Origin of the sequence: Methylobacterium sp. NMS14P (assembly GCF_028583545.1) — a bacterium.
GTDB lineage: Bacteria > Pseudomonadota > Alphaproteobacteria > Rhizobiales > Beijerinckiaceae > Methylobacterium.
Genome location: NZ_CP087106.1, coordinates 4,974,216 through 5,000,000 on the forward strand (window position 1 = coordinate 4,974,216; position 25,785 = coordinate 5,000,000).

Consider the following 25,785-nt stretch of genomic DNA (forward strand, 5'->3'; position numbering starts at 1 on the left):
GGGCCTCTCAGGGGTCGCGCCGCGCCAGCGCGCGGCCGATCCCCAGGAGCAGCATCCCCGAGACCGAGCGCAGATAGGGGTCGCCGTGGCGCTCCAGCGCCGCGTGGATCTGGATGCCGTGGTCGGCCGCGGCGTTCAGGTCCGCGCCGTTCGCCGCCCCGTCCGGCGCGCCGTTCGTGGCACCGTTCGTGGCGCCGTTGACCTCCGCGGCCTGGATCCCGTGCCGGTGGAGGTCCGTCACGTCGATGTAGGCGCCGCGCCCGTGCAGCAGACCGTCCGCATCGGGCGTCAGGCAGCCGCGGTTGAGGATCCAGCGGGTCTCGCCCGTCCCGGTCACGACGCGGAACTCGAGGGAGACCGGGCCGCCGGTCTGGCGGACGTGGCGGATCCGGCCGAACACCCAGTCCCGGTCCGCCGGGTGGATACGGCCGAGGGCGGCGTCCAGCGGCAGCGGCGTCCCGGCGAGCCCCGGATCCCCCGCCATCAGCGAGGCCGCGCCCGAGTCCAGCACGGACCGGCCGGCCCGGACGTCCGTATCCCAGATTCCGATGAATCCGGCGGCCTGCAGGGCAGAGGCGGCCGCGGAAGCCAGCACCATAGAATTCCCTCCGAACTGGCTACAATCGACGATTGTACGATGGCGGACAGATTGACCCGCAACACATGCAGTCCGCAAGCCGGAAGTCCAGTATCGGCTGCGCGAACGGCTTCTGACACGGCGTCGCGGGCCCGTACCCCCGGGTTGCATTGCGGATGATCAAGACTTCGGCACCGGACAAACCCGTTCTCGACAATCCTCGGCCGTCCCGGTCCGGCACAAAGACCGGATTCACAGCGCCGCGGCGCGGACAGTTCGATCACAAATGATCGGTAGACGCCGCGATCCGGCCGATATCCGCACTTCGGCCCGTGGATCGCCGGGCGCCACCCGGCACCGCCGGCGTCCGACAGCCGGGACTCGCGCCGGGCCTGCCCTGGTGCGGGTTGCCGGTGCGCCGTAACCTGCACCTTCCGGTAGGCATTCGGCCGGAGAGGCCCGCAGCAGAGGCGCCGTGAACTGCACGATGGATCGCACCGTGGACCGCACCAACCTCCCGCTCTCGCAGGACCGGCTCTGGGCCAGCCTGATGGACCTCGCCCGGATCGGCGCGCTGCCCAACGGCGGCAACGACCGGCAGGCCCTGACCGACCGCGACGCCGAGGGGCGCGCCCTGTTCCAGCGCTGGGGCGAGGCGGCGGGGCTGACGCTCACCGTCGACCGGGTCGGCACCATGATCTTCCACCGCCCCGGGCGCGATCCGGGCCGCAGGCCCGTGGCGGTCGGCAGCCACCTCGACACCCAGCCCACCGGGGGCAAGTTCGACGGTCCCCTCGGCGTCCTCGCCGGGCTGGAGATCATGCGCGCCCTGCACGAGGCCGGGATCGAGACCGAGGCGCCGCTCCTGCTGATCAACTGGTGCAACGAGGAGGGCGCGCGCTTCGCGCCGCCGATGAGCGGCAGCGGCGTCGCCATGGGCATCGTCCCGGAGGCCGACATCCTGGCGACCCGGGATCTCGCGGGCCACGCCTTCGGCGACGAGCTGCGGCGCATCGGCTGGCAGGGGGCCGCGGACCCGGCCGCCCTGCGGGAGATCGGCGCCTATTTCGAGCTCCACATCGAGCAGGGCAAGCGCCTGGAGGAGGCCGGCCTCACCATCGGGGTGGTCGACCGGGCGCTCGCCCAGATCTGGTACGAGATCACCGTGCTGGGCGAGGAGGCCCATGCCGGCAGCCCCATGGCGGGCCGGCGCGACGCCCTGATGGCCGCGGCGGCGCTGATCGCGTCGCTCGAGGGCGTCGCCGGGGCGGCGGTCGGCGCGGGCGGGGAGCGCGGCCGCGCCACTGTCGGGGTGCTGCGGGCGGAGCCGGCGAGCCGCAACATAACGCCCGGCCGGGTCTGGTTCAGCCTCGACACCCGCCACGGCGACACCGCGCAGCTGGAGGCGATGGGGGCGCAGATCCGGGCCCGGGCCGACGCCCTGGCGGCGGAGCGCGGCGTCACCATCCAGGTCGCGGAGTTCTGGCGCGCGCCGCCGACACCGTTCGACCCGGTCCTGGTGGGACGCGTCCAGGCGGCGGCCGAGGCGCGGGGCCATGCCTGGACGCGGATGCCGACCGCGATCTACCACGACGCCGTCTACTGCGCCCGCGCGGTGCCGGCGGCCCTGGTGTTCTGCCCCTGCCACGGCGGGATCAGCCACAACGAGGCCGAGAGCATCACGCCGGCCTGGGCCGGGGCCGGCCTGGAGGTTCTGGCCGACGCGGTGCTGGCGACGGCGGGCCTCGCCGGCGCCCGGCCCGGGCCGGCCTGAGCCGCGGCGGTCGCGCACGAACGGAGACTGGGTTCTCGCATGTCCGACGACAACGTCATCCGCCCCGCCTTCGGCGTCCCCCGCACCCCGGCGCCGGAGCCCGATCCGGTCCAGGCGCCCCTGCGCGTCTTCGGCACGGGGGCCGGCCACCGGGTCGGCCTGATCCACGACCCGTCGGCGGTCGAGGGCGACGTCATCCGGATCGTGGTCGGGCCCGAGGACGAGCCGGGGGTCGAGACCGTGGCGCTGCTCCCCGCCGACGCGGAGGCCGAGGCCGAGCGGATCGGCTTCGCCATCCTGCGGGCGCTGGAGGTGGTCGAGGGCGCGGTCTGAGCCGCGCCCGGAGCGCCGGCTGAATCGCGGTCTGAACCGCAGGGTGGGCGGTGCGCGTTCTGGGAGGGCGGGAGCGGCCGGCGCGAACGGTCGCCGGATCGCCGGGAGGGACGGATGACGGGCGCTCGGATCAGCAGCACGGAGATCGCGATCCCCGCGCGGGCCGGACTGGTCTGGTCGGTGCTGACGGACCTGGATTCCTACCCGGCGTGGAACCCGTACATCCGCAAGGCGGAGGGCCGCCTGCGCGAGGGCGCGCGCTGGCGCCTGGAGCGGACCCTGAACGGCCGCGCCTACCGGGCGCGCCAGGTGACGGTGACCTGCTGGGAGCCCGGCCGGCGGCTCACGTGGCGCGGCGGCATCCCGACGCCGCCCCTGCTCGTCGGCGAGCACGAGGTCCGGATCACCGAGACCGCCGACGGCGTCCGCCTCGTCCAGGCCGAGACCGTCGCGGGCCTGCTCGCCCCCGGCCTGTTCCCGTGGCTGCGGACGCGCATGCAGGCCCGGTTCACCGCGATGAACGAGGCCCTGCGCGAGGAGGTCGCGCGCCGGCTGGCCGAGAGCGCCTGACCGCTCCCGTTCCCGGCCGCCTCAGGCTGCCCCGATCAGGCGACCGGCTTCGGCTTGACGATCGGCGACCGGGTCAGGCTCTCGATCGCGCGTCCCGACCGCCCGGCCTTGCGGGCGATCTCCTCCTCCTGCTCGGCGATGAGCTGCCGGGCGGGCTCGTCGCCGTCGAGGCCGCCGAGGATCTCGGCCGGCACGCGCCGGTTCGAGGCCCGGGACCCGTCCGTGAAGACGATATCGAACAGAACGGAGCCCCGCTCCTGCGGTCTCGACTTGATGCGCTTGGCCATAGGTGCTGATACGCCGCCGGAATCGGTCGCGGCAAGGCGCGGTGCCGGGCGGGGGGTTGCGCGGCGCGCACTGCCGGGTCCGCGCCGCTCCGCTCCCGCCGCGATCCCTCCGCCGCCCGCACGACAGGGCGCCGGCAAACGAGGACGCGCGCGTGATACCCTGGGTTCATCTCGATACCGGATCCGTGCCCGGCGGCGGCACCGACCTGCGCCTGATGCGGCGCGGCGACGAGTTCGCCATCATGGCCGACACGATCGAGCTGATGAACAACCGGCGCAGCGGCTCGGAGGTGGCGCTCGCGGCGATGACCTGCGCGCGGCTCCAGGACCGGCCCCGCGCCCGGATCCTGATCGGCGGCCTCGGCATGGGCTTCACCCTGCGGGCGGCGCTCGCGGGCCTCGGGCCGGAGGCGCAGGTGGTGGTGGCCGAGCTGGTGCCCGCCGTGGTCGCCTGGGCCCGGGGGCCGCTCGCCCACGTCTTCGCCGGCTGCCTGGACGATCCGCGGGTCGACCTGCAGGAGGCCGACGTCAACCGCCTGATCCAGGCCGGTCCGGAGCGCTACGACGCGATCCTGCTCGACGTCGACAACGGCCCGGAGGGGCTGATGCGCAAGGCGAACGACCGGCTCTACGACAATTGGGGCCTCAAGCGCGCCCGCTGGGCCCTGCGGCCGGGGGGCATCCTGGGCGTCTGGTCGGGCGCGCCTGACCGGAAGTTCAAGAGCCGCCTGCAGCGCTCCGGCTTCGCGGTCGACGAGCAGCGCGTCCACGCGAGCGGCCGGGGCAGCGGCCCGAAGCACGTGGTCTGGCTCGGGACCCGGACCGAGGGGCGGGCCGAAGGCCCGGGCCAGAGGGACCAGGGCCGGGGCGACGACCGGGCAGCGGGCGGCTCCGGACCGCGCGGTCCGGCCCAGGGCCGGCGGCGGCCGGCGCGCTAGGGCGGCTCCCGAGCGCGCCGCGACGGTCTGGACGACAGGCGTCTCGGTCTCGGCGGCCGCGCCACGCCCCCTCTCCCGTGCGGGAGAGGGGCCCCGCGTCGCGGACGGCACGGGCTCGGCGATCTCGCCCCCGCCCCGGTGCGGAACGGCTCCGCCGACCGGGGCTGCCGCGCACGGTCGCACCCCCTGTCCCGGCGCGGGACGCTTCCGCACATTCCCGGCATGGGTGCGACGGGCGGGCATCTCTACACGGTCGAGGTCAGGCCGAGCCGGCATGATCCGGGCCGCTTCACCTGGGCGATCCGCGACCGCGGCAAGCTGGTCCGGGGATCGTACCGCCCGCACAGCTCCGAGCACGCGGCGCGCGCCGTCGCGGAAGCCGAGATCGACCGCCTGATCGGCCAGGACGGCCGGTCCGGTGGCGCCTAGACTCGCGGACCGGTTTCAGGTTCTCCCGAAGGGTGCCGCGCGCCGCGCCCTCGACCCCCAAGTGAGCCCCGCGCGGCGCTATGCGTAATTCGCATGGCTGTACGTTCGGGACCCGGTACATATGCATGCCTCCGCGGCGCCCGGTCCATTGCATGCCGCAATGCGGTATCCTATCTTTGCATTGCGGGATGGCGATGGCGTCGCGATCCCGCTGCCCTTCTTGGGCGTTTCCTCCCTAGACTTCGGGCCGCTCCTTCGGGAGTGGCCTTTTTTGTTTGCGCCGGCCGACCTGCCGCGCGGACGGTTCGGCGACGTCACGACCGCGCGGAACTCGGAGCTTGGCGGTACGTTTTTCCGCCATGGAACACTACCGCTCCACCCTCGGTACCACTGCCGTTGCCGTATTCGGGCTGGTGGTAGCCGCGCATATTCTGCATCCGGGCAATTACGAGGTGCAGACGCGTCCCGCACGTCCGGCCGTGACGGACGCCGCACCGGTCACGCAGAGCGCCTGGGTCGATCCGCCCGCCAAGCTGGCCGCGCCGGAGACCACCGGTGCGCTGGCGGCCGTGCCGGCACCGCGGGTCGCGGCGGCGGTCCCGGCGGCCGCCATGCCGTCGGCGCCGCTCCCGGCCGAGATGGCGCGCCCGGCCGAGCCGCCGCGCAAGACAGCGGCGCACCGCGCGAAGGGGACGGAGCGCGGCGTCCACCGGGCGGCCCGGCTCCGCCACGCCGCCGTCGTCCGCACCGCCGAATCCGACCGGTCGGCGGCCCCCGCGCCGCAATCCGCGCCGGCAGCCGCCCCGTCGCAGAAGATCGATCCGATCGGCGACATCATCCGCGGCCTCGGCTTCGGCCGGGACGGCTGAGCCGGCTCCGGGCCCCGGATCCCTACTCGACGTGGAGAGTGAGCTTCATCTTAGGGTGAATGCCGCACTGGATGACGAAATCGCCCGGCTCCGCCAGCGTGAGCCGCGTCTCCGCGCCGGGCTCCTGAGCGCCGGCATCGAACGAGAAGCGATCCGCCTCGATGAAGGCGTGGTGCGTCAGGCGCGCGTCGCCGTTGCGCAGGGCGATGGTGTCCCCGCGGCGGAGGTACAGGTCGGTCGGCATGTACCGGCCCGCCTTCTGCAGCACGATCCGGGTCACGGCCGGCAGCGAGGCCCGAGCCGTCTCGAGGCTGATGCCCGTCCCGGCCAGCGCCAGGATCCCGGCGAACACGAGGGGGCGCAGGCACCTGCCGCGGAGGGACATGACCGATATCCAGACGTGACGCGCTGCGGGCCTGACCCTTTGGGGCGCTGGCCGTGCGGCCGAGCTTGCCGCTGCGACGCAGCATGCGCGCGGCCCCTCAACCGGTCGCTACGATGTCCGGTAAAAATTTACCGATTTAGACTCGCGTAGAGCACGTATACAGATAAATAAGCAATTTTATCTGTATTCGCTGCCGTGTTCCGCGACATCGCGGGGACATCCCCGCGAGGCCAGGACGGTCCGGACATGCTCGCGGAAGACCTGGACGCGGGCCGGCAGCTCGCGCCCGGCCAGGGTGACGGCGCGCAAGGTGCTGCTGCGGGTCGCCCAGGGGCCGAGCACGCGCACGATTTGCCCGGCCTCCACGGCCCGGGCGGCCACGAGGCTCGGGAGGTGGCCGATCCCCGCGCCCGCGAGGGTGAGACGGAGCGCGGTCGCGAAGTCGCTGACCCGGATCGCCGGGCTCAGGGACAGCGGCTCCGTGCGGCCCTGGCCGTCGGAGAGGGTCAGCCCGGCCGTGCCGATCCGTTCCCGGGCGAGGATCAGGTCGTGGTCGCGCAGATCGGCGAGCTCCGCCGGGGCCGGGCGGCGCTCCAGGTAGGCGGGGGCGGCGTAAAGGGCGAGCGCCAGGGTCGCGAGGACCATCGCGCGGTAGCCGGTCTCCTCCGCGCCGCCCAGCCGCAGGGCGAGGTCGATCCGGTTGGCCGCGAGGTCGAGCCGCGCGTCGGTGTTGAGCATCTCGACGGTGATCTGCGGGTATGCGGCCCGGAAGCTCGCGACGATCTCGGGCATCACCTCGATCCCGAAATCGATCGAGGTCGTGATCCGCAGGTGGCCGGCCGGCACCGTGCGGGCGTCGCGGGCGGTCTCGGCCGCCTCGTCGAGGAGCGTCAGGCTCTCCTGGGCCTTGGCGTAGAAGGCGAGGCCCTCGGCAGTCGGCGAGACCGCCCGGGAGGTCCGGGCCATCAGCCGGACGCCCAGCGCCTGCTCCAGGCGGGAGATCCGGCGGCTGACGCTGCCCTTGGTCTCCCGCAGGGTCGCGGCGGCGGCCGTCACCGTGCCGAGATCGACGACGGCGCAGAAGGCCCGCACGTCGTCGAGCCCGCCCCCGAAGGTTTCCGTTCTCGCAACCATGGGGTTCCGGATAGCAGGCTCAACCGGTGCCGTGAACGGGTCTACACGGCTGCTGCGGCGCAGCGAATCGCGCTCGGCCGTCTGCCCTGCAGGAGACACCCTTGAAGTCGATTCTCGCCTCCGGCCCTCTGGCCCTGCTGGTCGCCGCCCCGGTCGCCACCCCCGCGCTGGCCCAGACCCCGCCGACCCGCGATCCGGCGCAGATCCAGGCCGGCACCTACGCGGTCGATCCCGGCCACACCCAGGTCGGCTGGCGCGTCTCCCACATGGGCTTCTCGAACTACGCGGGCGGCTTCTCGGACGTGTCCGGCACGCTGGAGCTGCAGCCGAAGAACCCGGCCTCCGCCAAGCTCTCGGTGAAGATCCCGGTCGCCTCGGTGACGACCACTAGCGCCAAGCTCACCGACGAGCTCAAGGGCGACCAGTGGCTCGACGCCGCCAAGTTCCCCGACATGACCTTCGTGTCCACCAAGGTCGCCCCCGAGGGCAAGGACCGCGCGAAGGTGACCGGCAACCTGACGCTGCACGGCGTGACCAAGCCGGTGACGCTCGACGTCACCCTGGTCGGCGCCGGCGTGAACCCGCTGAGCAAGAAGGTCACGGTCGGCTTCGAGGCCACCGGCACGCTCAAGCGCTCCGAGTTCGGGGTGAAGACCTACGTGCCGCTGATCGGCGACGAGCTGCACCTCACCATCGCGGGCGCCTTCGAGAAGCAGGACTGACCTGGGAGGATCCGCCATGGCGAACGGGGTCTCCGCGCGGCGGTACTCCGCCGTGGCGATCCTGCTGCACTGGGCGAGCGCGCTCGGCGTGCTCGTCCTGATCGGCCTCGGGCTGACCATGACGCACGCGACCCTGGCGCCGCTGCGCCAGTTCCAGCTCTACCAGTGGCACAAGTCCGTCGGCGTCACGGTGCTGGCGCTGACGGCCCTGCGCGTCCTCTGGCGGCTGACCCACCGGCCGCCGCCGCACCCGGCCGGGATGCCGGCGCGGGAGCGCCGGGCCGCCGGGGTGGCGCACGCCCTGCTGTACCTGCTCCTCGTCGGGCTGCCCCTGACCGGCTGGGCCGTGGTGTCGCTGTCGCCGTTCAACATCCCGACGGTGCTGTACGGCCTTGTGCCCTGGCCGCACCTGCCGCTGGCGGATCTCGTCCCGGACCAAGCCGCCGCCGAGGGCGTCCTGAAGCGGGTCCACGCCCTGGGGGCGTGGTTCCTGGCGGCTTTGCTCGCCGTCCACGTGGCGGCGGCCCTGCGCCACCACCTCCTCCTGCGCGACGACGTGCTGCGCCGCATGCTGCCGGGGCGCCGGCTGTCGCCCGCCCCGACCGCCGCCCCCACCGTGGAGCCGACCCGATGAACGCGCGTCACCTCTGCCTGCTGGCGGCTCTCCAGGCCGTCACCCTGCCGGCCGCCGCCGCCGAGTGGGCGGTGGACCCGGCCAGGAGCGCGATCCGGTTCTCGGGCGTGCAGGTCGGCGCGCCCTTCACCGGGCGGTTCGAGCGGTTCAAGGCCACGGTCGATTTCGACCCGGCGAAGCCCGAGGCGGGGCACGCGCTCGTGCTGGTCGACCTCGCCAGCACGCGGACCGGGGACGTCCAGCGCGACCAGGCCCTGCCGCAGAAGGACTGGTTCGACGTCAAGGCGGCGAGCGAGGCGCGCTTCGAGGCGACCCGCTTCGTCGACAAGGGGCAGGGCGACTACGCGGCGGTCGGGACGCTGACGATCCGCGGCACGAGCCGGCCCGTGACGCTGCCGTTCCACCTGACCCTCGACGGCGGGGCGGCGCACGCCGTGGGGCGCGTCGGCCTCGTCCGCACCGAGTTCGGCGTCGGGCAGGGGGCGTGGGCCTCGGGCCAGTGGGTGGCGCTCGATGTCGGGGTCGAGATCGACATCGTCGCGGCGGCGCAGCCGGCGGCCGGCCACTGAGACCGGTGCCGGTCGAGTTCTTCGGCAGGCGTCACCCGCTCGGTCATCGCGAGCGCAGCGAAGCGACCCAGGGCAGCGCGCCCTCCGTAAGTGTGGCGCTACTGGATTGCTTCGCTGCGCTCGCAATGACGGCGGCCGGGCGTCGGAGTCCGCCCGGTCGCGGGCCGCTACCCCGGCCGGTCCTCCGACCCGGTTCCCAGCGCCCGCTGGACCATGACGCTGTCCGACCAGTGGCCGTACTTGAAGCCCACCGCCCGCAGGTAGCCGACCCGCTCGAACCCGCAGGCCTCGTGGAGCCGCAGGGAGGCCGCGTTCTCGGCGTCGATGTAGCCGATCATCTGGCGGTAGCCGCCCGCCGCGCAGGCCTCGATCAGGGCCGGCAGCAGCCGCCGGCCGATCCCGGCATGGAGGTGGTCGGGATGCACGTAGATCGAGTGCTTGAGCGTGTAGCGGTAGGCCGGGCGCTTCCGGAACGGCACCGCGTAGGCGTAGCCCGCCACCGTGCCGTCCCGGTCGGCCACGAGGTGGGGCAGGCGCTTCTTGCGCATGGTCTTGCGCCGCCGCTTCAGGTCGTCGGGGAGCAGCCGGTCCTCCTCGGCGACGCCGACGTCGCTGACGCCCTTGCCGATATGGTGCTCGTAGATCGCCACCATCGCCTCGACATCGGCGTCCGAGGAGGCGCGGATGACGATGTCGGGGCAGGGACGGGCCGCGAGGGGCTCGGTCGTCTCGACCTCGATCTCCATCAGGCCCCCTCCCGCGCCACGTAGGTGTGGAAGCGGATCCGCCCGTCCGGCTCGACCTCGCGGTAGACGCCCTGGATCTCGGCCTCGAAGCCCGGGAACAGGTTGGCCGAGGCCTCGAACATCTTGAAATAGTCGAGCATGGGCTTGGCCCGGTCGTCCAGGCGCTCGCCCGGCAGCACCGTGCCGATGCCCGGCGGGTAGACCAGCATCAGCGTGGTGGCGATCCGCCCCTCGGCCTCGGCGATCGGCACGTAGTCGACCTTGTTGCGGGTCAGCAGCTGGGCGGCCTTCTTGGGCGGGATCACCATCTCGGGCAGGTGCTCGGGGGCGAATTGCCGCCGCTGCAGCGTCGAGGTGCCGGCCTCCCGGTGGAAGGCGTGGAACTCGCCGCAGAGGTCGCGCAGGCGCACGCCCCGGTAGCGGTTCGGCCGGCGGTTGACGAATTCCGGCATGGCCTCCTCCAGCGGGACGTTGTCGTCGTGGAGCCGCTTGAAGGCGACGAGGCCCGAGATCAGCGTGCCGGCCTTGGAGGACTCGACCCCCGGGGTCAGCAGGAAGAGCAGCGAGTTCAGGTCGTTCTTCTCGGCGACGATCCGGTTCTCACGCAGGTACTGGGCCACGATCGGCGCCGGCACGCCGTGCTGGGCGTAGGCCCCCGTGTGCCGGTCGAAGCCGGGGGTCAGCACGGTGAGCTTGTTCGGGTCGGTGATGGCGTAGCCCGGCGCCACGTGGGTGAAGCCGTGCCAGCGCGCGCCCGGCTTCAGCTCCCAGTGCCGCGGCGTGGCGGCGAGCTCGTCGGTCGGCACGCTCTCCCACGGCACCTCGGCGCCGTCGGCGTTCACCGTCACGTCCGGCACGAACGGGTCGAAGAACCAGCGCCGCGCGGGATCGCGCTCGTTCTCCTCGAACTCCCGCCGGATCGCCCGGACCTTCTTGCGCCACTCGATCCCGAGCCGGATCGTGTCGTCCCACAGGATCATCCCGGAGCGCCCCTTCATCATCTGGGCGCCGACGTCGAGGGAGGCGAAGAGCGGGTAGAACGGCGAGGTCGAGGCGTGGACGAGGAAGCTCTCGTTGAGCCGCTTGTGCTCGACCCGCCGGGACTGGCCGCGGATGTGCCCGTCCCGGGTGTGGATCTGCGAGGCCTGGGAGAAGCTCGCGAGCTGCTTGTGGGTCGACTGCGTGGCGACGATGCCCGGCGAGGTCTCGTCGAGGCCGGTCAGCCCCATGGCGAAGCGGCGGGCGTAGAGCGGGTGGAACTTCATGAAGCCCGCCCAGGCCTCGTCGAACAGGATGTAGTCGCAGAGGTGGCCGATCTTCTCCAGGATCTCCTGAGCGTCGTAGATCGTGCCGTCGTAGGTGCACTGCTCGATCACCGCGACGCGGAACGGCCGCTCCCGGCGCCACGCCTCCGGATCGGTCACCAGCGGGTTGCGGCGGATCTTCTCCCGGATCCGGGTCTCGTCCAGGGCCTCGTGGAAGATCGGCCCGATCAGCCCGTAGGCGTTGCGGTCCGTCTCCAGGAAGATCGGGATGCCGCCGCCCAGGAACAGGGCGCCGTGGTGGGCCGCCTTGTGGTTGTTGCGGTCGAACAGGACGAGGTCGTCCTCCGCCACCAGGGAGGACAGGACGATCTTGTTGGAGGCCGAGGTGCCGTTCAGGACGAAGTAGGTCTTCTCCGCCCCGAAGATCTTGGCGGCCTCCTTCTGGGCCTTCAGCGCCGGGCCCTCGTGGGTCAGCAGGTCGCCGAGGTCGAGGACCGAGTTGTCGAGATCGTCGCGGAAGATCGCCTCGCCCAGGTGCTCCACGAAGATCCGGCCGATCGGCGACCGGTTGTAGAAGATGCCGCCGTTGTGGCCCGGGCAGGTCCAGAGCTGGTTGCCCTTCTCGGCGTAGTCGACGAGCGCGCCGAAGAACGGGGTCTTGAGGGTCTCGGCGTACTGCGTGACCCGGCTGACGAGGCCGCGGGCGATGAATTCCGGCGTCTCCTCGGCGAGGAAGATGTAGCCGTCGATGAAGTCGAGGAGCTCGACCGGGATGTCCTCCAGCCGCTTGCGGCGGACCATGATGACGATCGGCATCTCCAGGCCGCGCCGGCGCATCATGTCGATGAGGGCGGCGGCCTTGCCGTCGAGGCCGCGCTTGCCCCAGTCGACCACGAGGCAGCCGACCGCCGCGTCGGTCTGGACCGCGATGGCCGCGTCCTCGACGCGCCGGGCGCGCACCACCTCGAAGCCGCGCTGCTCCACGGCCGCCACGATCTGGTTGACGCGCGCGCCCTCGAGATCGTCCGGGTCGAAGGCCGGGGCGCACATCAGGACCGTGAAGCGACGGTGGAAGTCCATGGAGCCCTCTCTGGCCTCGGATGCAGCGGGTGGCTTTCCGGCCCGTCTGCGACGATTGCATGACAGAGCGCGCGGCGGGCGGTCGCGGTCCGGACGAAACACCGTGAACCGGGCCGGCCACGACCGCCGCGCCGTCAGGATCGGCCGCGGGTCCCCTCTCCCGTGCGGGAGAGGGACAGGGCGAGGGGTGAGACCTCACCGGACGAGGCTCCCCCTCGAATCGCGTCGATCGGGTGCCTGATCCCGGAGCCCCTCGTCCCTCACCCCAACCCTCTCCCGCACGGGAGAGAGGGACCATCACGGCGCGCGGCGCCGCTCCCAGACGGCCGGGTTGACCAGACCGCCCGGCCGCCGGCCGGCGAGGACGTCGACCACGCGGGTCGCGGCGGTCTCGGCGGTGCGGATCAGGGCCGCCCCGGTGGAGCCGCCGACATGGGGCGTCAGGATCGCACGGGGCTGGCGGGCGAGGGGGTGGTCGACCGGCAGCGGCTCCTGGGCGAAGACGTCGAGCCCGGCGCCCGCGATCGTGCCGGCCTCCAGCGCCTCCACCAGGGCCGCCTCGTCGATCAGGCCGCCGCGGCTGGTGTTGATCAGGAAGGCCTCCCGCCTCATCCGGGCGAGCTGGTCCCGGCCGATCAGGCCGCGGGTGCCCGGGGTCAGCGGCACGTGCAGGGAGACGATGTCGGCCTCCGCCAGGAGCGCGTCGACCGACGGCGCCCGCAGCGCGCCGGCATTGGCGAAGTCGACGTCCGGGCGGCTCGGGCCGTAGGCCAGCACCCGCAGCCCCAGGGCGGCGGCGAGCCGGGCGGTCGCCTGCCCGATCGCCCCGAAGCCGACGAGGCCCAGCGTCAGGCCGGCGAGCTCGATCAGCCGGGCGGTGAACTTGAAGCTGTCGTCGCCGGCCCGGACCGAGCGGTCGGCCTCCGGCAGGGCCTTGGCCAGGGCGAAGATCAGCGCCAGCGTCTGCTCGGCCACCGAGACGGCGTTGGCGCCGGGCGTGTTGACCACCGCGATCCCGGCCCCGGTCGCCTCGGCGGTGGCGACGTGGTCGGTGCCGGTGCCGTGCACGCCGATCACCCGCAGGGCCGGCGCCGCCGCGATGGCGCGGGCCGGGAAGCCGGTGTTGCGGGTGATGACGGCGACGCAGTCGGCGACCTCGCGGGCCAGCGTCTCGGGATCGGTCCCGCTCGCCGGGCGCGGCTCCAGCCCGGCCGCGCGCAACCGGTCGAGGCCCGCCGCGTGGATCGGCTGGACGATGAGGCACGGACCGGTGATCACGGGGAAAACCTCTGCACTAGAGGAGGGGTGACGGGCACGTTTCGCGCCGGGCCCGTCTAGGCGGGGCGGGCGACCCTGGCAACCGGGGCCCCAATCTCCGCGGCGCGGCCGCCGGGCAGCGCTCCCGCGGGCCGCGCCGAGATCGGGCGGCCGCGCGCCCCGGTGGTCCGATCGGGCGCGCGATCCACCGGAAATCGGGACCGGATCGGGCCTCGACAGCCCGCCCGGTCCGGCAATCCCGGCCGCGCGCCTCGGCCGGGATACGGCCCGGCCTTCCGTGAAATCGCCGCGGCGATCGCGCGAAAATGGTCGCAGCATTGATAAACGAGATGTCTTGAAATAAATACTGACACATTCTTCGATAAATATCGAAGATCTCAGGTCGATGCGGCGCGAGCAGGATAGAATTGTAATTAATCCAAATGTATTTTTGACACATGTAGAGATATTTGCTGCCTTGCTCCGTGATTCGGAGCCTTCGTCACGACAATGCGGTCCCACGACTTCTCAGTACCTGTTTCCGCTCGGCGCCGGCGCCGGCGCCGGCGGCGCGCGGCCCGGCCGGTTCTCCCGATGGCCGTCCTGCTGGGCTTCGTCGGGTCTGGGCTGCACGCCGCCCGCGCGGAGGAGACCGGCGCCGGCCGGGACGTCCAGCTCGACGAGCTCTCGGTCGCGAGCGCGGCCGCGCCGCGCGGCCCGGTTCCGGCCTATGCCGGCGGTCAGGTGGCGCGGGGCGGGCGCCTCGGCCTTCTGGGCGATACCGAGACCCAGAAGGCGCCCTTCAGCATCGCCAGCTACACCGACACGCTCATCCGGGACCGGCAGGCGCGGACGGTGTCCGAGACCCTGGTCCTCGACCCGTCGGTGCGCGCCACCCAGACCACGGGGGCGCCGTTCGACTCCTTCTCCATCCGGGGCTTCCCGACCAACGAGAACACCAGCGGCGAGGTCGCCTTCGACGGGCTCTACGGCATCGCCCCGAGCTTCCGCATCTTCACCGACTACGTGGAGCGCATCGAGGTCCTGAAGGGGCCGTCCGCCGCCCTCACCGGGGTGTCGCCGAACGGCGCGGTCGGCGGCGTGGTCAACATCGTGCCGAAGCGCGCCGGCGCGGACCTGACCCGCGTCACCCTGGATTACGGCTCGTCCGCCTGGGGCGGCAGCCAGGTCGACGTCGCCCGCCGCTGGGGGCCGGGCCGGGAATGGGGTGCCCGGGTCGTCGGCAGCCTGCACGGCGGCGCCACGCCCTTCGACCGCCAGACCGAGACGACCGGCGTCGGGGCCCTGGCCCTCGACTACCAGGGCGACCGGTTCCGCGCGTGGCTCTACCTGCTGGCGCAGACCGACCGCTTCGACGCGCCGCTGCGCCCGTTCCTCCTGCGGGCCGGCGTGCCCGTGCCGCGGGCGCCCGACGGTCGCCTGAACCTGACCCAGCCCTGGGAGTACTCGGACGTCGACGATCGCGGCGGCCTGCTGCGCACCGAGTACGACCTGACCGATCAGGTCACGCTGTTCGCGGATGTCGGCGGCGGGCAGACCGGGGTGGAGCGCTACTTCCAGTCGGCGCCGACGATCCTCAACGGACGCGGCGACACGACCAGCACGCCGCAATTCTACGCGCTGGGCGTCGACCGGCTCACCTACGACGGCGGCGTCCGGGCCCGCTTCGAGACCGGATTCATCCGCCACGCCCTGACGGTGCAGGGCTCCGTGTACGACGAGGCGACGGGACGGCGGTTCTCGCCGGGCCGGGGCGCCTACCTGTCGAACCTCTACGCGCCGGCCCTCGTCCCGTACATCGCGCCGATCTACGGCGTCGGCCGGCCCCGCCTGTCCGACAGCACCCTGTCGGGGATCGCGGTGGCCGACACGCTGTCGGCCCTCGACGAGCGGATCCTGCTGACCCTGGGCGTGCGCCGCCAGCGCGTGGAGGCGCACAACTACCTGTCGAATGTCGGCACGCTCACCTCGTCCTACGACAAGAGCGCCACGACCCCGATGGTCGGCCTCGTGGTGCGGCCCTGGGACACGGTCTCGCTCTACGGCAACTACATCGAGGGCCTGAGCCGCGGCGACGTGGCCCCGGCGGTGGCGACCAATTCCGGAACGATCCTGGCGCCCTACGTGGCCCGGCAGGTCGAGGCGGGCGTGAAGCTCGATCTCGGCCGGTTCGGGGCCACGCTCGGCGCCTTCCGGATCACGAAGCCCGCGGGCGAACTCGGCCCGCAGGGGCGCTTCGCGGCGACCGCCGAGCAGCGCGTCGGCGGGCTCGAGCTGAGCCTGTTCGGCGAGCTCACCCCGCAGGTGCGGGTGGTCGGCGGCGTGACCCTGCTGGACGGACGCCTCGTCCGGACGGCGCTCGCCGCCAATCGCGGGCACCGGCCGATCGGCGTGCCGGAGGTCCAGGCGAGCCTGGGCGCCGAGTGGGACCTGCCCAGGTTGCCCGGCCTGACGCTCAACGGCGCGGTCATCTATACCGGGCGTCAGTTCGTCGACCTCGCGAACACCCAGGCCCTGCCGGACTGGGCCCGCCTCGACCTCGGCCTGCGCTACACGACCCGCGTCGCCGAGCGGCCGACGACCTTCCGGGCCAGCGTCCTCAACGTGACCGACGCGCGCTACTGGACGGGGGTCGCCTCGTTCGGCACCTTCTTCCAGGGCGCGCCGCGCACCTACCTGCTGTCGATGGCGGTGGATCTCTGAGCCGGGCCGGCACGGCCGCGCCGGGCCTGCCGGGCCGCGCGATGTTTCACGGGAAACATTTTCTTAACCCTGAGCGGCGACCGCGCGGGACCGGCAGGCTGTTGCACTGGCGCCGTCGCGGCGCGGCGCCGGCCGGGTTACCACCGGTCCGGCATGACGACATCGAGCTGGCGCACCCTCCGCAACGTGCAGGCCCGGGCGCGGCTGGAGAAGGCCCTCCCGGCGGTCTTCCCGGCGCCGGTCCTGCAGCACGCCCTCGCGCGGCCGCTGATCCCGCCGACGCCGCGGCTCGCCGTCGAGAGCTACTGGCGCAACCACATCCTCCGGGCCGACCGCCTCGCCCGGGCGCTGGCGGCCCGCTCCGGGACACCGGAGGGCTGGACCTGGCAGCTCGGCGGCGCGGGCCGGGCCGGGAGCTTCCGCCTGCCGCCGGCCCCCTTCCGCCATCCGGCCTTCGCCCGCGGGCGGGGCGCCTGCTGCATCTGCGGCCAGCCGGTCTACCGGTTCGGCTGGCACCGGGATCTCTGGGCGCGCGGTGCGCCCAACACCAATGCCGGCTGGCACGCGGCCTGTGTCGCGGCCTGGAAGTTCTGGATCGCGCCGCACGCCCAGGTCCGGGCGCTCAAGCTTCGCCAGCGCCACCGCTGCACCACCACCGGCAAGCGCCTGCTGAAGACCGCCGAGGTCGACCACCTGCTGCCGCTCTACCGGGTCTGGCGGGAGCACCGCGACGCGCCCTGGCCGGAGCTCCTCGGCTACTGGGGCGCGCCGAACCTGCGGGTGGTCAACCGCGCCGCCCATGTCGACAAGTGCCGCGACGAGGCGGCCGAGCGCTCCCGGACCGTGCAGCTCGGCCGTTTCCGCGTGGTCGAGGACGAGTCCGGGTTCAGCGTGGTCGAGGAGGAGTGACCGGCCGGCTCAGCCGTCCAGGGCCTGGAAGGCCCGCGACAGGTCGGCCAGCAGGTCGGCTTCCGCCTCCAGGCCGACCGACAGGCGTAGCAGCCCGTCGGTGATGCCCGCGATGGCGCGCGCCTCCGGGTCCATCGCCGCGTGCGTCATGGTCGGGGGATGGGCGATCAGGCTCTCGACGCCGCCGAGCGACTCCGCCAGCGTGAACACCCGCAGGGCCTCCACGAAGGTCTTCACCGCCGCGCGGCCGCCGGCCAGCTCGAAGCTCAGCATCGCCCCGAAGCCCGCCTGCTGCGCCTTGGCCAGGGCGTGCCCCGGATGCGTGGGCAGGCCCGGATAGTGGACCCGGGATACCGCCGGATGGGCGTCGAGGAAGGTCGCCAGGGCGGCGGCGTTGCGCTGCTGCTGCTCCACCCGCACGAACAGGGTGCGCAGGCCCCGGAGCGTCAGGTAGGCGTCGAGGGGCGAGCCGGTGACGCCGATCGTGTTCGCCCAGGCGGCGAGGTCCTCGCCCATCGCCTTGTCGGCGGCGATCACGGCCCCGCCGATCACGTCGGAATGGCCGTTCAGGAACTTGGTGGTGGAGTGGACGACCAGATCGGCCCCGAGGGCGATCGGCTGCTGCAGGGCGGGCGACAGGAAGGTGTTGTCCACCACGGCCAGCGCGCCGGCCGCCTTCGCGTCCGCGGTGATGCGCCGGACATCGACCACGCGCATCAGCGGGTTGCTGGGCGTCTCGATCAGAACGACCTTCGGCCCCTGGGCCAGGGCCGCCGCCAGAGCGTCCGGGTCGGTCTGGTCGACGAAGGCGACGCGGTAGTGGCCCCGGTCCGCGCGGAAGCTGAGCAGGCGGTGCGTGCCGCCGTAGCAATCGTGCGGTGCGACCAAGAGATCGCCGGGCCGCAGGCTCGACAGGGCGAGGTCGAGGGCCGCCATGCCGCTCGCCACCAGGACGGCGCGGGCGCCGTCCTCGAGCTTGGCGATCGTGTCGGCCAGCGCGTCCCGGGTGGGGTTGCCCAGGCGCGAGTAATCGTAGGGGCCGGGCTGCTCGAAGGCCGGAAACTTGAAGGTCGTCGACAGGTGGATCGGCGCGATCACCGCGCCGAAGGCCGCGTCCTGGGCCACGCCGTTGGCCGCCGCTACGGTACGGGCCGCTAATCCCTCTGACATCGCCTCGTCCTCCACGCAGAGATCGCCGCCGGGTCCGATCCGGCCGGGCGTTCTTTATGGAGAACGGATCAGACTTTCAAGAGAACGATGCGGCGGTCCCGGCGGTGCGGCGTCGGGCGCGGCCGACCGCCAGGGCGCCATGCTGGCGAAGACCCCGTCCCGACGGACCAGCGCGTGCAGCAGCGCCGCCGCCAGATGCGCGAGGATCACGGCGAACAGCCCGTAGGCCAGCGCGGTGTGGACCCGGCGCAGGGCGGCGTACAGCATCGGGTCCTGCGGCAGGATCGGCGGCAGGACCAACGGGCCGGCGAGGACGACGGGATAGCGTGCCGCCGACAGCATCGCCCAGCCGATCAGCGGCATGGCCAGCATGAGGCCGTAGAGCAGGATGTGCGAGCCGTGGGCGGCACGCTTCTGCCAGCCCGGAAGATCCGCCGGCAGCGGCGGCGGCGCGTGCCGCCGGCGATTCGCGAGTCGGAGCCCGGCGAGCAGCAGGATCAGGATCCCGAGCGGCCGGTGCAGGGCCACGAGGGCGCCGTAGTCGGCGAGCGAGGTCACCATGGCGACGCCGATCAGCAGCATCGCCAGGATCAGCCCCGCCATGGTCCAGTGGAGCAGGCGCGCGGGCCGGTCGAAGCGGGCGGTCTCCGTCACAGGGCGGCTCCGTGGATCGCGGCGCCGGTCACGGCGCTCGGCGTCTTGGCCTCGCCGGACCGGCGGGTGACGGATTGCGCGTAGGCCGCCGACCGGGCGCTCAGCAGCGGGTCGTCGCTCGGCGCGATGCCGTCCGGCAGCACCAGCGGATCGAAGTTGATGTCCCGGCAGGTGGCGGCGGCCTCCGGCGTCGCCGCCGTGAGGGTCAGGGTGCCGACGTCGACCGTCTCGCGGTCGGCGGGCCAGGGCCGCGTCGCGTCGGCGGTCGGGTCGCCGGCCTGGCCGAGCGTGACGTTCAGGTGCCAGTGCCGCGGGCCCTGCGCGAGCTGCGCGGCGAGCGCGTCGAACAGGGCGTTCGCGTCGAACAGGGCGTTCGCGTCGCCCGGCGCGGCGTCGGTCGCCGGCGCCGGATCGGGGACGAGGGCCCAGCGCACCGGCCGGGTGCCGCCGTCCGCGGCGACGAACCGGAAGGCGTTCAGGCTCCAGTAGGTGCTGTCGGCGAAGCCCGCGGTCACGGTCCGGGCCTTGATCAGCGCGGCGGCCTTCGCGCTCTCCGTGTGGTCCGCGAAGAAGGCCTTCAGGCGCGCCGGGTCCGGCTTGCCGGTGGCCGGATCGGGCTTGGCCGCGAGGAGCTGCGCGTAGAAGGCCTCGGGCGTGCGCACCGGAAAGACCGGGATGTTGTTCATGCCGGTGCGCCACTCCTCGCCGTCCGGCAGCCGGAAGCGCAGGGCGAGGCTGCGCACGGTGGCGGCGGCGTCGGCCGCGTAGGGCTGGCCGCCGGCCAGCGCCATCCGCCCCTCGACCGGTGTCACGCGTCCCGCCGCGAACACGCCCGCCTTCGACAGGCGCGCCCCCGCGCCGCTGCCCGTGAAGCGGCCCGCGACGCACATCCCCTTGGCGTGATTGCGCCGGAAGCCGGGATGCGGCCCGTTCACCTGCTCGAACCGGTCGACGATCCGGGCCGGCGTGAGCAGGCCTGGCGAGAGCCAGCCGCCGGCATACGCGAAGGTGCCGGCGGTCCCGGCCAGCACCGCGCCGATGGCGGACAGGCGCAGGAGCAGCGCGCCCCCGGTCATGCCGGGGGGCGCGCCCGTGAGGTCGTGCAGCAGCGTCATCGAATCCCTCGGGATCGGCCACGATGACGCCTATTCGCTCGCCCGCCGCGGCGGTTTCAGGCGGCGCGCGTCTCGCGCAGCGCCGGAGGCCGATCGCCCGTTTCGACCGGTGCGGCGGCCCGCACACCGTCGGCCTCCTGCGCCAGGGTGCGGGCGAGCAGGCCGGCCCGCCCGGCCCACAGGTCCCGCTCGTCGCGCAGCGCCTCGAGACCGTCCTCGGACGCGGCCAGCGCGACGCGCAGGGCGTCGATCTCCGCCCGCAGGTCGGTCGTGCGCTGCCGCTCGCTCGCCAGCGCCGCCTTGAGCACGCTGAGGGCGGCCTCGGTCGCGCCGCGCGTCCCGATCGGCCGGCGCGGGGCCGGCTCGGCCGGCGGCGCCCGGTCCGGCGCGACAGGCGGCGGCGCGGCGACCGGCGGCGCGGGTTCCGGGCGCAGCCGCGCGATCTCGGCGCGCACCTGCGCGACGTCGAGCCCGGACACCGCGCGCGGCTCGGGCCCGCTCTCCGCCGGGACGGGTGCGGCGGCGGTCTCGACGGCCGGGAGGCCCTCCTCCTCGAGAACGAGGCCGTGCAGCATGGCGAAGACCCGGTCGCCGTCGAGCCGCGCGAGGTCGAACCCGCTCTCGGTCGCGAGGCCGCTGAAACGGGCCTGACCGCTGCGCGACGCGCCCACGAACGCCATCGACCAGTTCGCGAAGCCGCGGCTCTCGGCCGGGCCGCACTGCAGGACCGTGACGTCGTCGTGCCGCAGGTCGCGCTGGATCCGCTCGAAGGTCGCCTCGACGCCCCGCCGCGGGCCCTCGAGCACCTGCGCGAAGGCGCCCGCGTTGAACATCAGGGCGCCGGTCACGTCGAGCGCGGCGTTGTTCCGCCGGGACGCGTCCAGGATCTGCCGGACCGCGGCCGCCGCCTCCGGCTCAGGGCCCTGGAGCAGGTTCTTGCTGGCGTAGACGAGGCGGTAGAGGTCGCTCATGGCTTTGCGTCCGGAAGGGGAGGGGTGTCAGGCCTGCGGGAAGGCGGCGAAGACCTGGCGCAGGTCCTCCGCGGGAACGGGCTTGCTGATCAGGTAGCCCTGCACGTCGGTGCAGCCCTCGAGCCGGATGCGCTGCATCTGCTCGGACGTCTCGACGCCCTCCGCGACGGTGGTCATGCCGAGGCTCTTCCCCAGCCCCGCGATGGCCCGGATGATCGCCTCGCCGTCGGGCTTGCTGGTCAGGTCCTTCACGAAGGACCGGTCGATCTTGATCTTGTCGAACGGGAACGAGCGCAGGTAGCTGAGCGACGAGTAGCCGGTGCCGAAATCGTCCATGGAGACGCGCACGCCGAGTTCCCGCAGCCGGTGCAGGGTCTGGAGCGTCCGGTCGTTCTCCTGCAGCAGCACGCCCTCGGTGATCTCGACCTCGAGCCGCCGCGCCGGCAGCCCCGAACCCGCCAGGGCCGAGATGATCGTCTCCACGAGCCGGTCGCTCTTGAACTGCGCGGGCGAGACGTTGACCGCCACCGACATGGGGTCCGGCCAGGTCACGGCGTCGCGGCAGGCCTGACGGACGACCCACTCGCCGATCGGGACGATGAGGCCGATCTCCTCGGCCAGCGGGATGAAGTCGAGGGGCGAGACCAGCCCGCGGTCGGGATGGCGCCACCGGATCAGGGCCTCGCAGCCGATCAGCGTGCCGCTCGCGAGCTGCATCTGCGGCTGGTAGTGCAGCTGGAATTCCCGGCGGGCCAGCGCCTGGCGCATGTCGAGCTCGAGCTTCCGGCGCGCCTGCATGCGCGCGTCCATCTCCGGCTCGAAGAACCGGTAGGTGCCGCGGCCGTCGAGCTTGGCCCGGTACAGGGCGAGGTCGGCGTTCTTCAGGAGCCGGTCGGCGTCGGTCCCGTCCGCGGGGGCGAGCGCCACGCCGACGCTGGCGCCGATCGTCAGGAGATGGCCCTCCACCATGTAGGTCCGGCCGATCAGGTCGACGACGCGGCGGGCGAGCGCCTGCGTGCCGGCCGCGTCGCGGATCCCGGCCTGCAGGATGACGAACTCGTCGCCCCCGATCCGCGCCACCGTGTCGGTGGCCTGCACCGTCGAGCGCAGGCGGTCGGCGACCGTCGCGAGGAGCGCGTCCCCGATCGGGTGGCCGAGGGTGTCGTTGACCGGCTTGAACCGGTCGAGGTCGATGAGCAGCAGGGCGCAGCACTCGCCCGAGCGCGCGAGGCGCTCCAGCGCTTCGGCGAGGCGCTCGCGCAGGAGCAGGCGATTCGGCAGGCCGGTGAGCGGGTCGAGCCGCGCCATCGCGTCGGCCCGGGCCTCGGTGGCCTTCCGGGTGCTGACATCCTCCAGGGTGACGACCCAGCCGCCCTCCGCGAGGGGGTGGAGCTCGACCTGGACCGTGTGGTCCCGGCGCCGCACCTCGAACAGGGCGGGCTGCCGCCGGGCCAGCGCGCCGCGCAGGGCGCGCAGGGTCGCGCGCCGCGCGGGGGCGCTCCCGTCGCGCAGGGCCCGCAGCAGCGGCAGCGCGGCGGCGCCGATCAGCGGCGCGACCGTCAGGCTCTCCAGGAGCCGCCGCGCCGGCGCGCTCGCCGCCACGACCGTCCCGGCGCGGTCGATCATCAGGAGGCCCTGCCGGACCGCGTCGAGATAGGGGACCAGGGGCTCGCGCGCCGCGTCCCGCCCGGGCGGGATCGGGAACCCCGCGTCCCGGAGCGGCGGGCGGGCGGGCTGGGGATCCGGGCGCATGCCAGGGCCTCGCGTGAGTGCCGGGCGGCGCGCGGCAGGAAAACAGCGCCTGGATAGCCGGAAAGATGCTAATTCGGTGTTTAAGTGGCCGGGAAATACGGTATTGACCTAAGTTAAATCCGTAAAAGTCCTGTGTTGTCCCCGGCCGGTGAGTCCGCCGCGCTCAGGCGGTGGCGAGCGCGGCCTTCGGGAGCAGCATGTGGACGCCCTTGTTGCCGTCCACCGTCTGGGTGATCCGCAGGTTCCCGGCGAGGGAGCACAGCATGTAGGCCTGGTTGCGGGTGAGGGGCGTCCGGTCGCAGACGAGGCGGATCATCCCGCGCACCGCCTGCCGCATCGCCTCGTCGAGGCTCTCGTGGAGGCCGATCGACATCAGGTCGGTCGGGGTCTCGGCGAAGGGCCGCGCCTCCCGGAGATCCTCGCGCACCGTCAGCCGGACGGTCCCGGTGAGCCCCGTCTCCAGGGCGGTGACGCAGACCTCGCCGTCGCCCTGCACGCCGTGGCCGTCGCCCGCGTAGAAGCCGCCGCCGGCGTTGAAGACCGGCAGGTACAGGGTCGTGCCGACCGTCAGCTCCTTGTTGTCCATGTTGCCGCCGAAGGCGCGCGGGACCGCGGAGCCCACCGGCCCCCAGGCGGCCGGCGGGGCGGTCCCGAGGATGCCGAAGAACGGGGCGAGGGGCAGCTCCGTCCCCCAGGGCAGGCGGCAGATGCCGCGCGCCGCGTCGATGTCGGCGTGGACGGTCTCGTAATCGGTGAACTCGTCCGGCAGGGTGCCGAGCAGCGGCAGGATCGACACGAAGCCCCAGTCGAGCCGGAACCTGAGGTCGAGGATGTCGACCTGCAGCATGTCGCCGGGCTCGGCACCCTCGACGTGGACCGGCCCGGTCATGAAGTGCGGTCCCAGACCGCGCGGCAGGGTGTCGAGGGCGTGCAGCAGGTCCGCCGGGACCCGCGCCGGGTCGGGGTGGAGCGTCGCCCGGCCGCCGGCGGGATGCGCGTGCAGGGTGACGGTGTCGCCGGACGCGACCCTCAGCACGGGCGGCCGCGCGGCGTCGAAGGTGCCGAGCACCATGGTCTCGGGGACGGCGGGGATCTCGTGGTGGCGCGGCATGGCGATTCCTCTGCGGCGGGGACGCGCGTCCGGGCGCGCCGGGTGGGCGCCCGCGCGGGACCGGTGTCGATGGCGGATGATCCGCGCTCGCCCCTGGATGCGGAAGACCAAAGGCGGTGCAGTCGCGGCTCTGCGTGCCCAGATCGGCGCCCCGCCGCGCCTTCCGTGAGCGGATGTCGGGCGGCGGGCGCACGGTGAGGGCGACCCGGGAGCCGTGCGTCCCGGGCTTGGCCGTCCTGCGTGCCGCCCCTTGCGCATCGCGGCGCGCGCCCCTAAATCCGCTTCACCGGCCACGACGGCACGCCGTCGGCCGGTACTTCCTTCAGCATCACCGGCCAGCATCGACCCTCCGGGGTCGCGACACTGTCGGGCGCGAGCGCAGGCTCGACCCGGAGCCGGCGATCGAGGGAGCGTCCATCGTCCAGCGCCGCAACGACGGGCCCCCGGGCCGTTCCGCGCCGCGCTTTGTCGACGGAGGCACCGGATAACGGCTCGGCCGGTTCGGTTCTTTCGCCGGGAAAATGGGCGGTTGACACGGAAGTCTGGGGCAGCTTATACGGCGCCTCCCGACGCGGTCCGGAAGAAAAACGGAGCGGGTCGGACGGACTTACCGAGGTTTAGAAAAGTAGATCTGGCGAAAGCCGAGGTACTTGACTTCTCCTCAGCCGGTAATTACGAGAGTGATTACTGATCTTTGACAAGTTGGAATGAGGAAGGGAGACGCGGGCGGCGTTTGTCCTTGCGGCTAGGTCGAGAGGCCTAGCGTGAGTAGACTTGTGCCGATCTGTTGTTCTTCTTTCTGAGCTCACCGACGGGTGTTCTGGCGCTGTGAAGCGTCTGGCACTTGGTCGATGTGAGGCTCCGTCTGAGAATACACGTGATCGGCCAGATCAATCTCTTCAACGTGAGAGTTTGATCCTGGCTCAGAGCGAACGCTGGCGGCAGGCTTAACACATGCAAGTCGAGCGGGCCCTTCGGGGTCAGCGGCGGACGGGTGAGTAACGCGTGGGAACGTGCCTTCTGGTTCGGAATAACCCTGGGAAACTAGGGCTAATACCGGATACGCCCTTTTGGGGAAAGGTTTACTGCCGGAAGATCGGCCCGCGTCTGATTAGCTAGTTGGTGGGGTAATGGCCTACCAAGGCGACGATCAGTAGCTGGTCTGAGAGGATGATCAGCCACACTGGGACTGAGACACGGCCCAGACTCCTACGGGAGGCAGCAGTGGGGAATATTGGACAATGGGCGCAAGCCTGATCCAGCCATGCCGCGTGAGTGATGAAGGCCTTAGGGTTGTAAAGCTCTTTTATCCGGGACGATAATGACGGTACCGGAGGAATAAGCCCCGGCTAACTTCGTGCCAGCAGCCGCGGTAATACGAAGGGGGCTAGCGTTGCTCGGAATCACTGGGCGTAAAGGGCGCGTAGGCGGCGTTTTAAGTCGGGGGTGAAAGCCTGTGGCTCAACCACAGAATGGCCTTCGATACTGGGACGCTTGAGTATGGTAGAGGTTGGTGGAACTGCGAGTGTAGAGGTGAAATTCGTAGATATTCGCAAGAACACCGGTGGCGAAGGCGGCCAACTGGACCATTACTGACGCTGAGGCGCGAAAGCGTGGGGAGCAAACAGGATTAGATACCCTGGTAGTCCACGCCGTAAACGATGAATGCCAGCTGTTGGGGTGCTTGCACCGCAGTAGCGCAGCTAACGCTTTGAGCATTCCGCCTGGGGAGTACGGTCGCAAGATTAAAACTCAAAGGAATTGACGGGGCCCGCACAAGCGGTGGAGCATGTGGTTTAATTCGAAGCAA

24 protein-coding genes and 1 rRNA gene (1 of these 25 cut by a window edge) are annotated in these 25,785 nt (G+C 72.4%); 12 read left to right on the forward strand and 13 right to left on the reverse strand.

The window, feature by feature from the left end; translation table 11 throughout:
* Positions 1 to 7: 7 nt before the first annotated feature.
* Positions 8 to 598, reverse strand: coding sequence for a PAS domain-containing protein (locus tag LOK46_RS23595; protein ID WP_273560808.1), 591 nt, complete (start codon positions 596 to 598; stop codon positions 8 to 10).
* Positions 599 to 1,064: 466 nt separating this feature from the next.
* Here LOK46_RS23595 and LOK46_RS23600 point away from each other — a divergent pair, with 466 nt between their 5' ends.
* From LOK46_RS23600 to LOK46_RS23610, 3 genes are all read left to right on the forward strand, one after another.
* Positions 1,065 to 2,351: an allantoate amidohydrolase gene (locus LOK46_RS23600; RefSeq protein WP_273560809.1), complete on the forward strand. Its 1,287-nt coding sequence runs from the start codon at positions 1,065 to 1,067 to the stop codon at positions 2,349 to 2,351.
* A 39-nt stretch (positions 2,352 to 2,390) separates the two neighbouring features.
* Positions 2,391 to 2,684 (forward strand): hypothetical protein, encoded by a 294-nt coding sequence (locus LOK46_RS23605; protein WP_273560810.1) that lies wholly within the window; start codon positions 2,391 to 2,393, stop codon positions 2,682 to 2,684.
* 114 nt (positions 2,685 to 2,798) lie between these two features.
* Complete coding sequence (locus LOK46_RS23610; protein WP_091979035.1) at positions 2,799 to 3,254, forward strand: SRPBCC domain-containing protein; 456 nt, start codon at positions 2,799 to 2,801, stop codon at positions 3,252 to 3,254.
* 35 nt (positions 3,255 to 3,289) lie between these two features.
* On the opposite strand, the gene LOK46_RS23615 is transcribed toward LOK46_RS23610, so the two are convergent.
* A complete protein-coding gene (locus tag LOK46_RS23615) occupies positions 3,290 to 3,541 on the reverse strand; it encodes a hypothetical protein (RefSeq protein WP_273560811.1) in 252 nt (83 codons plus the stop codon).
* 152 nt (positions 3,542 to 3,693) lie between these two features.
* Here LOK46_RS23615 and LOK46_RS23620 point away from each other — a divergent pair, with 152 nt between their 5' ends.
* From LOK46_RS23620 to LOK46_RS23630, 3 genes are all read left to right on the forward strand, one after another.
* Positions 3,694 to 4,479 carry a spermidine synthase gene (locus LOK46_RS23620; protein ID WP_273560812.1) on the forward strand — a complete coding sequence of 262 codons (786 nt, stop codon included), beginning with the start codon at positions 3,694 to 3,696 and terminating at the stop codon, positions 4,477 to 4,479.
* Between the two features lie 222 nt (positions 4,480 to 4,701).
* Positions 4,702 to 4,908, forward strand: a complete 207-nt coding sequence (locus LOK46_RS23625; protein WP_273560813.1) for a hypothetical protein — start codon at positions 4,702 to 4,704, stop codon at positions 4,906 to 4,908.
* Positions 4,909 to 5,387: 479 nt separating this feature from the next.
* Complete coding sequence (locus LOK46_RS23630; protein WP_273560814.1) at positions 5,388 to 5,777, forward strand: hypothetical protein; 390 nt, start codon at positions 5,388 to 5,390, stop codon at positions 5,775 to 5,777.
* Between the two features lie 22 nt (positions 5,778 to 5,799).
* On the opposite strand, the gene LOK46_RS23635 is transcribed toward LOK46_RS23630, so the two are convergent.
* Positions 5,800 to 6,162, reverse strand: a complete 363-nt coding sequence (locus LOK46_RS23635) for a hypothetical protein (protein ID WP_273560815.1) — start codon at positions 6,160 to 6,162, stop codon at positions 5,800 to 5,802.
* A gap of 177 nt (positions 6,163 to 6,339) precedes the next feature.
* On the reverse strand, positions 6,340 to 7,296 hold the full coding sequence (locus LOK46_RS23640) for a LysR family transcriptional regulator (protein WP_273560816.1): 957 nt from the start codon (positions 7,294 to 7,296) through the stop codon (positions 6,340 to 6,342).
* Positions 7,297 to 7,397: 101 nt separating this feature from the next.
* On the opposite strand from LOK46_RS23640, the gene LOK46_RS23645 reads away from it, so the two are divergent.
* Genes LOK46_RS23645 through LOK46_RS23655 form a run of 3 tightly spaced genes read left to right on the forward strand, consistent with a single transcriptional unit; the run spans position 7,398 to position 9,221 of the window.
* Positions 7,398 to 8,018: a YceI family protein gene (locus LOK46_RS23645; RefSeq protein ID WP_273560817.1), complete on the forward strand. Its 621-nt coding sequence runs from the start codon at positions 7,398 to 7,400 to the stop codon at positions 8,016 to 8,018.
* A gap of 16 nt (positions 8,019 to 8,034) precedes the next feature.
* Positions 8,035 to 8,652, forward strand: a complete 618-nt coding sequence (locus LOK46_RS23650) for a cytochrome b (protein WP_273560818.1) — start codon at positions 8,035 to 8,037, stop codon at positions 8,650 to 8,652.
* Positions 8,649 to 9,221, forward strand: coding sequence for a YceI family protein (locus tag LOK46_RS23655; protein ID WP_273560819.1), 573 nt, complete (start codon positions 8,649 to 8,651; stop codon positions 9,219 to 9,221). Before LOK46_RS23650 ends, LOK46_RS23655 begins: the two co-directional genes overlap by 4 nt.
* A gap of 167 nt (positions 9,222 to 9,388) precedes the next feature.
* Here the strand turns inward: LOK46_RS23655 and LOK46_RS23660 are convergent, their stop codons facing one another.
* The 3 genes from LOK46_RS23660 to LOK46_RS23670 form a co-directional block, all read right to left on the reverse strand.
* Positions 9,389 to 9,967: a GNAT family N-acetyltransferase gene (locus LOK46_RS23660; RefSeq protein ID WP_273560820.1), complete on the reverse strand. Its 579-nt coding sequence runs from the start codon at positions 9,965 to 9,967 to the stop codon at positions 9,389 to 9,391.
* A complete protein-coding gene (locus tag LOK46_RS23665; RefSeq protein ID WP_273560821.1) occupies positions 9,967 to 12,312 on the reverse strand; it encodes an Orn/Lys/Arg decarboxylase N-terminal domain-containing protein in 2,346 nt (781 codons plus the stop codon). The genes LOK46_RS23660 and LOK46_RS23665 overlap by 1 nt, the downstream gene beginning before the upstream one ends.
* Positions 12,313 to 12,609: 297 nt before the next feature.
* Positions 12,610 to 13,590 carry a hydroxyacid dehydrogenase gene (locus LOK46_RS23670; protein ID WP_273560822.1) on the reverse strand — a complete coding sequence of 327 codons (981 nt, stop codon included), beginning with the start codon at positions 13,588 to 13,590 and terminating at the stop codon, positions 12,610 to 12,612.
* 573 nt (positions 13,591 to 14,163) lie between these two features.
* Between LOK46_RS23670 and LOK46_RS23675 the strand changes: the two genes are divergently transcribed.
* Together LOK46_RS23675 and LOK46_RS23680 are read left to right on the forward strand one after the other, a co-directional pair.
* Positions 14,164 to 16,293, forward strand: a complete 2,130-nt coding sequence (locus tag LOK46_RS23675; protein WP_273560823.1) for a TonB-dependent receptor — start codon at positions 14,164 to 14,166, stop codon at positions 16,291 to 16,293.
* A 153-nt stretch (positions 16,294 to 16,446) separates the two neighbouring features.
* Complete coding sequence (locus LOK46_RS23680) at positions 16,447 to 17,202, forward strand: hypothetical protein (protein WP_273560824.1); 756 nt, start codon at positions 16,447 to 16,449, stop codon at positions 17,200 to 17,202.
* Positions 17,203 to 17,211: 9 nt separating this feature from the next.
* Here LOK46_RS23680 and metB read toward each other — a convergent pair whose 3' ends face one another.
* From metB to LOK46_RS23710, 6 genes are all read right to left on the reverse strand, one after another.
* Complete coding sequence (gene metB, locus LOK46_RS23685) at positions 17,212 to 18,372, reverse strand: cystathionine gamma-synthase (protein ID WP_273560825.1); 1,161 nt, start codon at positions 18,370 to 18,372, stop codon at positions 17,212 to 17,214.
* A gap of 54 nt (positions 18,373 to 18,426) precedes the next feature.
* Positions 18,427 to 19,026: a cytochrome b gene (locus tag LOK46_RS23690; RefSeq protein WP_273560826.1), complete on the reverse strand. Its 600-nt coding sequence runs from the start codon at positions 19,024 to 19,026 to the stop codon at positions 18,427 to 18,429.
* Positions 19,023 to 20,141 carry a catalase family peroxidase gene (locus LOK46_RS23695; protein WP_273560827.1) on the reverse strand — a complete coding sequence of 373 codons (1,119 nt, stop codon included), beginning with the start codon at positions 20,139 to 20,141 and terminating at the stop codon, positions 19,023 to 19,025. The genes LOK46_RS23690 and LOK46_RS23695 overlap by 4 nt, the downstream gene beginning before the upstream one ends.
* A 56-nt stretch (positions 20,142 to 20,197) precedes the next feature.
* Entirely contained in the window at positions 20,198 to 21,112 is a 915-nt protein-coding gene (locus LOK46_RS23700; RefSeq protein WP_273560828.1) for a BLUF domain-containing protein, read from the reverse strand.
* A gap of 27 nt (positions 21,113 to 21,139) precedes the next feature.
* Positions 21,140 to 22,864 carry a putative bifunctional diguanylate cyclase/phosphodiesterase gene (locus tag LOK46_RS23705; RefSeq protein ID WP_273560829.1) on the reverse strand — a complete coding sequence of 575 codons (1,725 nt, stop codon included), beginning with the start codon at positions 22,862 to 22,864 and terminating at the stop codon, positions 21,140 to 21,142.
* Between the two features lie 163 nt (positions 22,865 to 23,027).
* Positions 23,028 to 23,975 (reverse strand): acetamidase/formamidase family protein, encoded by a 948-nt coding sequence (locus LOK46_RS23710; RefSeq protein WP_273560830.1) that lies wholly within the window; start codon positions 23,973 to 23,975, stop codon positions 23,028 to 23,030.
* A gap of 900 nt (positions 23,976 to 24,875) precedes the next feature.
* On the opposite strand from LOK46_RS23710, the gene LOK46_RS23715 reads away from it, so the two are divergent.
* Positions 24,876 to 25,785: ribosomal RNA gene (locus LOK46_RS23715) — 16S ribosomal RNA — on the forward strand (it continues 572 nt past the right edge of the window).